The organism is Collimonas fungivorans, from assembly GCF_001584145.1.
In the GTDB taxonomy this organism is placed as follows: domain Bacteria; phylum Pseudomonadota; class Gammaproteobacteria; order Burkholderiales; family Burkholderiaceae_D; genus Collimonas; species Collimonas fungivorans.
Genome location: NZ_CP013232.1, coordinates 4,858,198 through 4,869,835, shown reverse-complemented (window position 1 = coordinate 4,869,835; position 11,638 = coordinate 4,858,198). Strand labels below are relative to the sequence as shown.

The window sequence follows — 11,638 nt, the reverse complement described above, 5'->3', positions numbered from 1 at the left end:
AACCAGGGAGTAGCGGCCATGACCAAGGAAGTTGCAGTTTTAGGGGGCGGATGCTTCTGGTGCCTGGAGGCGGTTTACCAGCAAATAAGGGGCGTGCAGCAGGTCGAATCGGGATATACCGGCGGCCAGGTAGCCAACCCAAGCTATGAGCAGGTCTGCGAAGGCACGACCGGCCATGCCGAAGTAGTAGCAGTGACATTCGACACCGACCAGATCAGCTTCCGTGAGCTGTTGGAAATCTTCTTTACGATCCACGACCCGACTACCCTGAACCGGCAGGGCAACGACGTCGGCACGCAATATCGTTCCGCGATTTATTACCAGTCGCCGCAGCAGGAGGCCGAGGCCAAGAAAGTGATGGCGGAAATGGCGAATGTCTGGGATGCGCCCATCGTCACTGAGCTGAGCCCTGCCGAGACCTATTACAAGGCCGAGGATTACCACCAGAATTACTTCCGCCAGCATCCGCTGCAAGGCTATTGCGCATTCGTGGTTGCGCCCAAAGTGACAAAGTTGCGCAAGACTTTTGCCGACAAGGTTATCGCCAGCTGAGAATAGCTCCACTGTTCCAGGCGGAACAGTGGATAGCCGCGATTATTGCGTGGCCTGGTAAATGTAGTCGCGCGACCAGGGCAGCGTGCTCGCGCTGCGGCCGGCCTTGCGGCACACCACCTGGTACAGCGACACCCAGTCGCGTTCGAAGCCGTAGGAACTGCCGGCCAGGTAAATCCGCCAGATGCGGAAGCGGCGGTCATCCACGGTTTTCCTGACTTCGTCGGCGCGCGCTTCCAGGTTGTCGGCCCAGATGCCGCAGGTCTTGGCATAGTGGCGCCGCAGGTTTTCCACATCGAATACTTCCAGGCCGCCTTCCTGCATGGTTTTCAGCACCATGCCGATATGCGGCAGCTCGCCGTGCGGGAACACGTACTTGTCGATGAATTCGCCGCCGCCGTAAGGCGATTCGCCATTGTCGATGTCGGTGGTGGTGATGCCGTGGTTCATGGCGATGCCGTCGTCCGCCAGCAAGCCGCGGATGCGCGAGAAATACATGGGCAGGTTATTCAGGCCGACATGCTCGAACATGCCGACGCTGGTGATGCGGTCGAAACTGCCGGTGATGTCGCGGTAGTCTTGCAGGCGGATTTCTACCCGGTCTTCCAGGCCGGCCTGCTTTACCCTTTCCTTGGCCAATGCATACTGGTTTTCCGAGAGCGTGATGCCGACGCACCTGGCGCCGAACTTCTGCGCTGCCCGCAACACCAGGGCGCCCCAGCCGCAGCCGATATCGAGCAGGGTGTGGCCCGGCTGGACCTGGATCTTGGTCAATATGTGATCGATTTTTTTCAGCTGCGCCGTATCCAGGTCTTCATCGCCATTCTCGAAATAGGCGCAGGAATAGACCATGTTCTGGTCCAGCCACAGCTTGTAGAAATCGTTGGAGACGTCGTAGTGGTAACGGATCGCTTCCGCATCCTTCTCCTTGTTGTGGCGGAAGGTGCGGGTGATGCGTGAGAATTTCCCATCCGCTTTCAGCGTATTGGCCGCCAGTGCATTGCCGACAGCGATGATTTCCCGGATTTTTCCTTCGACCTCGATCTTGCCTTCGACATACGCCTCGCCGAGGTTGGCGAGGGATGGCGTCAACAGGTAGGTGAGGGCAGAGGCATGCGGTACCCGTACGGTAACCTCCGGCGTCGCATAGCTGCCAAAGTCAAACTTCTGGCCGTTCCACAGTTCCAGCCGTAACGGTAATGCGGCGCGGTGGCGGACTTCATTAACCCAGTTCTCAAGCTTCTTTTCCCAGAACACGATTTCTCCTCCGGTGATTAAATACTTGTACTAGTGGACTCAAGCGGCCGGCCTTGACCAATAACGCAGAACTAAGGTTGAAGGCGTTGCCGCTGCCAGTTGCCATCCGCGTCCAGGGTATACAGAATCCGGTCATGCAAACGCGACCGCCGTCCTTGCCAAAATTCTACCGTATCCGGGAAAAGTCTGTAGCCACCCCAATGATTCGGCCGCGGCGGGTGGTCGCCGAACTCTTTTTCGGCCTTCGCATATTCAGCTTCGAGCAGGTCGCGGCTGCCGATCGGCTGGCTTTGCGCCGATGCGATCGCGCCAAGGCGGCTGCGCAGCGGCCGGCTGTGGAAGTAAGCGTCGCTCTCGCTTTCGGCGACGCGCTCGACCCTGCCTTCGATGCGTACTTGGCGTTCCAGCGCAACCCAGTGAAACAGCAGCGCGCCGTAGGGATGCTCCAGCAGTTCATGGCCTTTGCGGCTGTCGAAATTGGTGAACCAGGTAAAACCGCGTTCATCGAATTGCTTGATCAGCACGATGCGCGACGATGGGCGGCCGTTGCTGCCCACGGTGGCCAGGCTCATCGCATTCGCTTCCGGCACTTCCGCCTGGATCGCTTCATCGAACCATGTTCCGAATTGCGTAATCGGATCGGCGGCGCTGTCTGCCTCCGACAGGCTGGCCTGGCTGTAATCGATCCGGAGATCTGCGATGGATTGGTCCTTGCTTTGACTCATGCTGGAATACCTCGGCGTTGTTGCATTGCTGCTCCCAGCTGTTGCATTTGCTGGTCATTGAAAATGCGTTTTGCCATGGGCGCAATCCAGGTTTCTTCTTTTTCCATGTGAGCGGAATAGATGGTGGAAAATTGCTGCACGTCTTGCGGTGACAACAGGGGCGGGGCCTGAACAGCCGCGCCATCGGCGATCTGCGCCAATTGCAGGTTGAGGCAATGCCAGAGGCTGTCCATCTGCTGGTGTTCCGCGAGGATTTCGGGCGTCAGTTTTTGCAGCAGGTCGGCATCTTCCCCTGTCGCAGTGGCGCGCAACATCGGCAGCAGGTCTTGCTCTTCATCTGCATGATGATGCGGCGCGGCCTGGTTGAAATAGCGCATGACGTTGTGGGCAGCCTGCTGCGCCTGGGCGTCGCTGCCGTATTGCGGCACGTGATCGAGCAGGTTCTGCAGCGTGCTCAGCTGCTGGCGGATCTTGTCGTGGCAGTGCTTGAGGACGGCTATCGGCTGGCTGAAGTCCGGCGCCGTGCTGATCAGTGCATTTGGCATGATGATGTATCTCGTGGGTTAAGCTGGGGCGCCTTGGGCGGATAGATGTTTATCTGGCAACTCATTGATAACTCATCGATAAATGGCAATGCACTCATATTAAAGCACTTCAAAATAAATCCGTCTTGCGGAGCCGGTAAAATAGCGCCAATAGCGATATCCGGCTGTCCGTGGATATTTTGGCGATTGCCCATGCATCTTTTTTGTTTCCAGCCATGTCCTCATCCGTTGTACCAAGCGCTCCTGGCGTATTTGTCCCCACTGCCGTCGACCTCGACGAAATCGACTTCGACCGCCGCTTCGGCGGCATCGCGCGCCTGTACGGCGCTGCCGCGCTGGCGCGCTTCCTGCAAGCGCATGTCTGCGTGATAGGCGTCGGCGGCGTCGGTTCCTGGGCGATCGAGGCGCTGGCGCGCAGTGCGGTCGGCAACCTGACCATGATCGACCTGGATAACCTGGCCGAATCCAACATCAACCGCCAGATCCATGCGCTGACCGATACGCTCGGCCAGGCCAAGGTGAGCGCGCTGGCGGCGCGTATCGCCCAGATCAACCCCTATTGCCACGTCACCGAAGTGGAGGATTTCATTACGGCGGACAATTTGCCTGAAATGATAGGAGGGCAACGCTACGACTACGTGATCGACGCCATCGACAATGTGCGCGCCAAGGCGGCGGTGATCGCCTATTGCCGCGACCAGGGAATTCGCCTGATCACGATCGGCAGCGCCGGCGGGCAGGTTGATGCGACCTGCATTGAAGTGCGCGATCTTGCCAAGACCGAGCAGGAACCGCTGCTGGCCAAGGTGCGCAAGCGTTTACGTTCCGAATACCGTTTCCCGCGCGGCGACAAGGTACGTTTCGGCATCGATGCGGTGTTTTCCACCGAACCCTTGAGTGCGCCGCTCAGCGCAGAGGTGTGCGCCGTCGATGCCGACACCGCGCCCGGCGTTACTGGCCTGAATTGCGCAGGTTATGGTTCGGCGGTAGTGGTCACCGCCACTTTCGGCCTGGTTGCGGCCGGCCATGTCCTGCGCAAGCTGGCGGCGGATGCGGCGGTCGTTGCTTGACTTGCCCGTGGCGCCTCCATAGAATCCGGTGGACTATCTTTACAGGAGATCCGGTTTTGGACAGTTGTCCCAGTACCCGTGGATGGGCGCCTTGCCCGATGCAATTTGCCCGCTTTTAGTCGTCCATTGCTGCAGCCCGTGAATTGACGTGCCGCGGTATCCCGGGCGATCTCGCATCGCCGCCTGTCCCACCCATTCGTTTGTTTGCGTTGCCAGCTGACCTTCAGTGCATGAAGCAGCGCTGCGCACCCATGGAATGTCGCCATCCGGCATGGCGACGCATATAGAGAGGCAGTGAAGATGGATTGGAAAATATTTACCCTGCGGGTATTGCTGGCCCTGACCTTAGGTTCGCTGATAGGAGCGGAGCGCCAGATGCGCCAGCGCATGGCCGGTTTGCGGACCAATGCGCTGGTATCGATAGGCGCCTCGCTGTTTGTCATGGTGTCGGCATTCGAATCGGATCCGCAGGGGGCGACGCGGATCGCCTCTTATGTAGTATCCGGCATCGGTTTCCTTGGCGCCGGCGTCATCATGCGCGAAGGGATTAACGTGCGCGGGCTCAATACCGCAGCGACACTGTGGTGTTCGGCGGCGGTCGGCGTGTTGTGCGGGCTCGGCCATGCGCTGGAAGCCGCCATTGGCGCGGCGGCGATCCTCGGGGCTAATGTATTGCTGCGAGGCGTCTCTCACATGATCAACCAGCAAGACCTGCATAGCGCGACTGAAATCGAGCAGGTCTATCGCCTCTCTATAGTATGCCGGCCGGAAGACGAGGTGCAGGTGCGTACCTTGATGCTGCATATGCTCAATGGCATGCCGCACTTGGTGGTGCAGTCGTTGCACAGCGAGGACCTGGCTTCCGGCACCCAGCTGGAAGTACGGGCGGATCTGATTACTTCACCTAGCAACCACCTGCAGCTGGAGCAGATAGTGAGCCGGGTCAGCCTGGAAAAGGGCGTCAGCGCCGCCCGCTGGGCGGTGCTGAACTCTGTTGATGCATAGCGGACAGGCCGCTGCCGGAGGCGGGAGCGGTGGGTAAAAGGGGTAAATAGAAATATTTTAAGGAAAGAGCGAAAAAATGCTTGCTGGGGTGAAGAAGGGTTGCTATAGTTCGCCTCCCGTTGAGAACGACGCGAAATTACCGAGACAGCGAAGAGAAGTTAGAGCTGTTTTGTGAGTGGAGTTTGAGAGGGGAAAAGGGGGTTTGCAGGTGATGTGGGCAGGTAAAAGTTTTTCGGTAAGTAGTAAAAAAAGTAGTTGACGAAAAGCTGGAAACGCCACATAATCTCATCTCTCTGCTGCTGACAAACAAAACGATTTGTTGGCGACGCGAACCGGCATGCTGGTGACGCGAAGTAGAAGGTTCTTTAACAATTAACAGTCGATAAGTGTGGGCGTTTGATGGAAGTGCAGCGTCATTCATGTAAATGGGTGGCGTATAACTTAAAACATTAAATGTTCACAAAAGAAGAAAATAGGCGCTTTTGAAAGAAAGTGGCCTGTCAGTATTTTGAGTGAGCGATAGCAGAGATGCTAGGCAGCAATGCCACAAAACAGAGATTGAACTGAAGAGTTTGATCCTGGCTCAGATTGAACGCTGGCGGCATGCCTTACACATGCAAGTCGAACGGTAACAGGGAGCTTGCTCCGCTGACGAGTGGCGAACGGGTGAGTAATATATCGGAACGTACCTTTGAGTGGGGGATAACTAGTCGAAAGACTAGCTAATACCGCATACGATCTACGGATGAAAGTGGGGGCTCGCAAGACCTCATGCTCATAGAGCGGCCGATATCTGATTAGCTAGTTGGTGAGGTAAAGGCTCACCAAGGCATCGATCAGTAGCTGGTCTGAGAGGACGACCAGCCACACTGGGACTGAGACACGGCCCAGACTCCTACGGGAGGCAGCAGTGGGGAATTTTGGACAATGGGGGCAACCCTGATCCAGCAATGCCGCGTGAGTGAAGAAGGCCTTCGGGTTGTAAAGCTCTTTTGTCAGGGAAGAAACGGGGGATCCTAATACGGTCCCCTAATGACGGTACCTGAAGAATAAGCACCGGCTAACTACGTGCCAGCAGCCGCGGTAATACGTAGGGTGCAAGCGTTAATCGGAATTACTGGGCGTAAAGCGTGCGCAGGCGGTTTTGTAAGACAGGTGTGAAATCCCCGGGCTTAACCTGGGAATGGCATTTGTGACTGCAAGGCTAGAGTGTGTCAGAGGGGGGTAGAATTCCACGTGTAGCAGTGAAATGCGTAGAGATGTGGAGGAATACCGATGGCGAAGGCAGCCCCCTGGGATAACACTGACGCTCATGCACGAAAGCGTGGGGAGCAAACAGGATTAGATACCCTGGTAGTCCACGCCCTAAACGATGTCTACTAGTTGTCGGGTCTTAATTGACTTGGTAACGCAGCTAACGCGTGAAGTAGACCGCCTGGGGAGTACGGTCGCAAGATTAAAACTCAAAGGAATTGACGGGGACCCGCACAAGCGGTGGATGATGTGGATTAATTCGATGCAACGCGAAAAACCTTACCTACCCTTGACATGTACAGAATCCCGAAGAGATTTGGGAGTGTTCGAAAGAAAGCTGTAACACAGGTGCTGCATGGCTGTCGTCAGCTCGTGTCGTGAGATGTTGGGTTAAGTCCCGCAACGAGCGCAACCCTTGTCATTAGTTGCTACGAAAGGGCACTCTAATGAGACTGCCGGTGACAAACCGGAGGAAGGTGGGGATGACGTCAAGTCCTCATGGCCCTTATGGGTAGGGCTTCACACGTCATACAATGGTACATACAGAGGGCCGCCAACCCGCGAGGGGGAGCTAATCCCAGAAAGTGTATCGTAGTCCGGATTGTAGTCTGCAACTCGACTACATGAAGTTGGAATCGCTAGTAATCGCGGATCAGCATGTCGCGGTGAATACGTTCCCGGGTCTTGTACACACCGCCCGTCACACCATGGGAGCGGGTTTTACCAGAAGTAGGTAGCCTAACCGTAAGGAGGGCGCTTACCACGGTAGGATTCGTGACTGGGGTGAAGTCGTAACAAGGTAGCCGTATCGGAAGGTGCGGCTGGATCACCTCCTTTCTAGAGTTTGCATGAAAGTTAAGCGTCCACACTTATCGTCTGTTAGTTAAGAAGAACAGGTATCGGTCAAAGGCTGTTGCGTAGAGATACGCGATAGTTGATGGTAGGCTCGTACTGATCCAAGCGGGTCTGTAGCTCAGTTGGTTAGAGCACCGTGTTGATAACGCGGGGGTCGTTGGTTCGAGCCCAACCAGACCCACCAAAGATTTCCGGGGGTTTAGCTCAGCTGGGAGAGCACCTGCTTTGCAAGCAGGGGGTCGTCGGTTCGATCCCGTCAACCTCCACCAAGTTTCCTTGGTGAGAATCGTGAAATATCAAACCTAAGTCGGTGCGAAGGATAGGCACTGGGATTTAGGTTTGGTCTTTTTAAGATCAAAAGCAATAACTGTTCTTTAACAATTTAGAAGAAGTAGTAAAGATTCGTCCATGACAAGACATTGTTGTGGATGGGTATGATTGTATCAAATCAAAAAGTATGTAAAGAGTTCTCAAAAGAGTCCATGGGCGCAAGCTGCATGGACATGCGAAAACACTTTGGATACGGCAAACGCTAAACTCATAGAAATACCTCTATAACCGCTTTTTGGGTGTGAACGCACTCAGAGGCTAAAGTTATAGGGACAAGTGAATAAGTGCACATGGTGGATGCCTTGGCGATATCAGGCGATGAAGGACGTAGTAGCTTGCGATAAGCTGCGGGGAGCTAGCAAACAAGCTTTGATCCGCAGATTTCCGAATGGGGAAACCCGGCCCTAGTGGTCATTGCATACTGAATACATAGGTATGCAAAGCGAACGCGGCGAACTGAAACATCTAAGTAGCTGCAGGAAAAGAAATCAACCGAGATTCCCAAAGTAGTGGCGAGCGAAATGGGAACAGCCGCAAGTTTTAGCAGTGGACATAGTAGAACGACTTGGAAACGTCGGCCATAGAGGGTGATAGCCCCTTATACGAAATGATCATTGTGGAACTAAGCTTGCAACAAGTAGGGCGGGACACGTGTAATCCTGTCTGAACATGGGGGGACCATCCTCCAAGGCTAAATACTCGATATCGACCGATAGTGAACCAGTACCGTGAGGGAAAGGCGAAAAGAACCCCGGAAGGGGAGTGAAATAGATCCTGAAACCGTGTGCATACAAACAGTAGGAGCGGACTTGTTCCGTGACTGCGTACCTTTTGTATAATGGGTCAGCGACTTACATTCAGTGGCAAGCTTAACCGTATAGGGAAGGCGTAGAGAAATCGAGTCCGAATAGGGCGTTCAGTCGCTGGGTGTAGACCCGAAACCAAGTGATCTACTCATGGCCAGGATGAAGGTGCGGTAACACGCACTGGAGGTCCGAACCCACTAATGTTGAAAAATTAGGGGATGAGCTGTGGGTAGGGGTGAAAGGCTAAACAAACTTGGAAATAGCTGGTTCTCTCCGAAAACTATTTAGGTAGTGCCTCAAGTATCACCATCGGGGGTAGAGCACTGTTATGGCTAGGGGGTCATCGAGACTTACCAAACCATTGCAAACTCCGAATACCGATGAGTGCGAGCTTGGGAGACAGACGCCGGGTGCTAACGTCCGACGTCAAGAGGGAAACAACCCAGACCGCCAGCTAAGGTCCCAAAGATTGGCTAAGTGGCAAACGAAGTGGGAAGGCTAAAACAGTCAGGAGGTTGGCTTAGAAGCAGCCATCCTTTAAAGAAAGCGTAATAGCTCACTGATCGAGTCGTCCTGCGCGGAAGATGTAACGGGGCTAAGCCAGTCACCGAAGCTGCGGATATCAATTTATTGATATGGTAGGAGAGCGTTCTGTAAGCCTGCGAAGGTGTCTTGTAAAGGATGCTGGAGGTATCAGAAGTGCGAATGCTGACATGAGTAGCGATAATGGGGGTGAAAAGCCCCCACGCCGTAAGCCCAAGGTTTCCTGTTCAACGTTCATCGGAGCAGGGTGAGTCGGCCCCTAAGGCGAGGCAGAGATGCGTAGCTGATGGGAAGCAGGTTAATATTCCTGCACCGTCGTGTGATGCGATGGGGGGACGGATCGCGGAAGGTTGTCCGGGTGTTGGAAGTCCCGGTTCCTATATCAGAGAAGGCTGTTAGGCAAATCCGGCAGCGTAATTCAAGGGTATGGGACGAGCCAATTTATTGGTGAAGCAATCGGAAGTGGTTCCAAGAAAAGCCTCTAAGCTTCAGTCACACGAGACCGTACCGCAAACCGACACAGGTGGGCGAGATGAGTATTCTAAGGCGCTTGAGAGAACTCGGGAGAAGGAACTCGGCAAATTTGTACCGTAACTTCGGGATAAGGTACGCCCATGTAGTTTGACTGGCCTGCGCCAGAAGGACGAAAGGGCTGCAATAAAAAGGTGGCTGCGACTGTTTAATAAAAACACAGCACTCTGCAAACACGAAAGTGGACGTATAGGGTGTGACGCCTGCCCGGTGCTGGAAGATTAAATGATGGGGTGCAAGCTCTTGATTGAAGTCCCAGTAAACGGCGGCCGTAACTATAACGGTCCTAAGGTAGCGAAATTCCTTGTCGGGTAAGTTCCGACCTGCACGAATGGCGTAACGATGGCCACACTGTCTCCTCCCGAGACTCAGCGAAGTTGAAATGTTTGTGATGATGCAATCTACCCGCGGCTAGACGGAAAGACCCCATGAACCTTTACTGTAGCTTTGCATTGGACTTTGAACCAATCTGTGTAGGATAGGTGGGAGGCTTTGAAGCGGGGACGCTAGTTCTCGTGGAGCCAACCTTGAAATACCACCCTGGTTTGTTTGAGGTTCTAACCTTGGTCCGTTATCCGGATCGGGGACAGTGCATGGTAGGCAGTTTGACTGGGGCGGTCTCCTCCCAAAGTGTAACGGAGGAGTTCGAAGGTACGCTAGGTACGGTCGGACATCGTGCTAATAGTGCAATGGCATAAGCGTGCTTAACTGCGAGACTGACAAGTCGAGCAGGTACGAAAGTAGGACATAGTGATCCGGTGGTTCTGTATGGAAGGGCCATCGCTCAACGGATAAAAGGTACTCTGGGGATAACAGGCTGATTCCTCCCAAGAGTTCATATCGACGGGGGAGTTTGGCACCTCGATGTCGGCTCATCACATCCTGGGGCTGTAGCCGGTCCCAAGGGTATGGCTGTTCGCCATTTAAAGTGGTACGTGAGCTGGGTTTAAAACGTCGTGAGACAGTTTGGTCCCTATCTGCCGTGGGCGTTGGAAATTTGAAGGGGGCTGCTCCTAGTACGAGAGGACCGGAGTGGACGAACCTCTGGTGTACCGGTTGTCACGCCAGTGGCATTGCCGGGTAGCTAAGTTCGGAAGAGATAACCGCTGAAAGCATCTAAGCGGGAAACTTGCCTTAAGATGATATTTCCCGGGAACTAGATTCCCCTAAAGGGTCGTTCGAGACCAGGACGTTGATAGGTCAGGTGTGGAAGCGTAGTAATACGTTAAGCTAACTGATACTAATTGCCCGTGAGGCTTGTCCCTATAACCTTAGCAGGTTATATGATGAGCTTATTTGTTTGCCAAGATTCGAAAGAATCGTTTGGACACTCATACCCAACCGGACTCACTCACCCTAGTGAGTTCGGTATAAAAAACTACTTCTTCTAAATTGCGTTCTTTGTTGCTCCAATCGGAGAACAAAAACGATACAAGTTATGCCTGATGACCATAGCGAGTTGGTACCACCCCTTCCCATCCCGAACAGGACCGTGAAACGACTTTGCGCCGATGATAGTGCTGCAACCAGTGTGAAAGTAGGTCATCGTCAGGCTTTTATTAAAAAACCCTCTGCTCTTACCAGCAGAGGGTTTTTGCTTTGGGACGACGGTTTACAATTGCCAGGTCAATCGAAGGAAAACTCTGGAGGCGAACATGTCTGCCGCAAATACTCCGCCTGTTAGCCTGGTTCAGGCAATTGAAACGGATTTTGAAGAACTGGTGGCATTGCGCATAGACGCCATGCGCGAAAGCCTGGAACGTATCGGCCGCTTCGACCCGATTCGTGCAAGGGAACGATTTCGCTCCGGTTTTTCGGCAATGCACACACGGCACGTGCTGGTCGATGGCCAGCACCTGGGTTTTGTGGTTGTCAAACCTGCTCAAGGTCAATTGCTGCTCGACCATCTCTATATCCGTCCCGGCAACCAGGGAAAAGGAATCGGCGCCGCAGTCCTTGCACAAGTCTTTAAAGAAGCCGATGCGATCTCACTGCCGGTGCGCGTAGGCGCCCTGAGAGGAAGCGATGCCAATCGTTTCTATCAGCGCCATGGCTTTGAATTCCTTGCAGAAGAGGAATGGGATATCTATTATCTTCGTCCAGCACGATAGCGCTGCTCCAGCGGCCACGCCATCCATCCAACGCTGGGCAGCAGCCGAGCCGGC

At 54.3% G+C, this 11,638-nt stretch carries 7 protein-coding genes, 2 tRNA genes and 3 rRNA genes; 9 read left to right on the top strand and 3 right to left on the bottom strand.

The window, feature by feature from the left end; all coding sequences use genetic code 11:
• Positions 1-18: 18 nt before the first annotated feature.
• Positions 19-552 carry a peptide-methionine (S)-S-oxide reductase MsrA gene (msrA, locus tag CFter6_RS21270; RefSeq protein WP_061541606.1) on the top strand — a complete coding sequence of 178 codons (534 nt, stop codon included), beginning with the start codon at positions 19-21 and terminating at the stop codon, positions 550-552.
• Positions 553-594: 42 nt separating this feature from the next.
• Here msrA and CFter6_RS21265 read toward each other — a convergent pair whose 3' ends face one another.
• From CFter6_RS21265 to CFter6_RS21255, 3 genes are all read right to left on the bottom strand, one after another.
• Positions 595-1,809, bottom strand: a complete 1,215-nt coding sequence (locus CFter6_RS21265; protein WP_061541605.1) for an SAM-dependent methyltransferase — start codon at positions 1,807-1,809, stop codon at positions 595-597.
• Positions 1,810-1,880: 71 nt separating this feature from the next.
• The gene (gene pdxH, locus CFter6_RS21260; RefSeq protein WP_061541604.1) at positions 1,881-2,534 is read right to left on the bottom strand and encodes a pyridoxamine 5'-phosphate oxidase; all 654 of its coding nucleotides are present in this window, start codon (positions 2,532-2,534) and stop codon (positions 1,881-1,883) included.
• On the bottom strand, positions 2,531-3,079 hold the full coding sequence (locus CFter6_RS21255; protein WP_061541603.1) for a hemerythrin domain-containing protein: 549 nt from the start codon (positions 3,077-3,079) through the stop codon (positions 2,531-2,533). The genes pdxH and CFter6_RS21255 overlap by 4 nt, the downstream gene beginning before the upstream one ends.
• A gap of 215 nt (positions 3,080-3,294) precedes the next feature.
• Between CFter6_RS21255 and tcdA the strand changes: the two genes are divergently transcribed.
• The 8 genes from tcdA to CFter6_RS21215 all read left to right on the top strand — a co-directional run bounded on the left by tcdA (position 3,295) and on the right by CFter6_RS21215 (position 11,584).
• Positions 3,295-4,149 carry a tRNA cyclic N6-threonylcarbamoyladenosine(37) synthase TcdA gene (tcdA, locus tag CFter6_RS21250; protein WP_061542514.1) on the top strand — a complete coding sequence of 285 codons (855 nt, stop codon included), beginning with the start codon at positions 3,295-3,297 and terminating at the stop codon, positions 4,147-4,149.
• A 300-nt stretch (positions 4,150-4,449) separates the two neighbouring features.
• Positions 4,450-5,154, top strand: coding sequence for an MgtC/SapB family protein (locus CFter6_RS21245; RefSeq protein WP_061541602.1), 705 nt, complete (start codon positions 4,450-4,452; stop codon positions 5,152-5,154).
• Positions 5,155-5,714: 560 nt separating this feature from the next.
• Positions 5,715-7,245 (top strand): 16S ribosomal RNA (locus tag CFter6_RS21240).
• A 125-nt stretch (positions 7,246-7,370) separates the two neighbouring features.
• Positions 7,371-7,447, top strand: a tRNA-Ile gene (locus tag CFter6_RS21235).
• 9 nt (positions 7,448-7,456) lie between these two features.
• Positions 7,457-7,532: transfer RNA gene (locus CFter6_RS21230), tRNA-Ala, on the top strand.
• 331 nt (positions 7,533-7,863) lie between these two features.
• A 23S ribosomal RNA gene (locus CFter6_RS21225) occupies positions 7,864-10,738 on the top strand.
• Positions 10,739-10,914: 176 nt separating this feature from the next.
• Positions 10,915-11,027, top strand: a 5S ribosomal RNA gene (gene rrf / locus CFter6_RS21220).
• Together the 16S, 23S and 5S rRNA genes with 2 tRNA genes alongside form the textbook arrangement of a ribosomal RNA operon.
• Before the next feature lie 101 nt (positions 11,028-11,128).
• Entirely contained in the window at positions 11,129-11,584 is a 456-nt protein-coding gene (locus tag CFter6_RS21215; RefSeq protein WP_061541601.1) for a GNAT family N-acetyltransferase, read from the top strand.
• Positions 11,585-11,638 lie beyond the last annotated feature (54 nt).

Bases quoted from the DNA above. Each gene is read 5' to 3' on its own strand.
- msrA (WP_061541606.1), top strand. From the start codon at position 19: ATGACCAAGGAAGTTGCAGTTTTAGGGGGCGGATGCTTCTGGTGCCTG.
- pdxH (WP_061541604.1), bottom strand. From the start codon at position 2,534: ATGAGTCAAAGCAAGGACCAATCCATCGCAGATCTCCGGATCGATTAC.
- CFter6_RS21255 (WP_061541603.1), bottom strand. From the start codon at position 3,079: ATGCCAAATGCACTGATCAGCACGGCGCCGGACTTCAGCCAGCCGATA.
- tcdA (WP_061542514.1), top strand. From the start codon at position 3,295: ATGTCCTCATCCGTTGTACCAAGCGCTCCTGGCGTATTTGTCCCCACT.
- CFter6_RS21245 (WP_061541602.1), top strand. From the start codon at position 4,450: ATGGATTGGAAAATATTTACCCTGCGGGTATTGCTGGCCCTGACCTTA.
- CFter6_RS21215 (WP_061541601.1), top strand. From the start codon at position 11,129: ATGTCTGCCGCAAATACTCCGCCTGTTAGCCTGGTTCAGGCAATTGAA.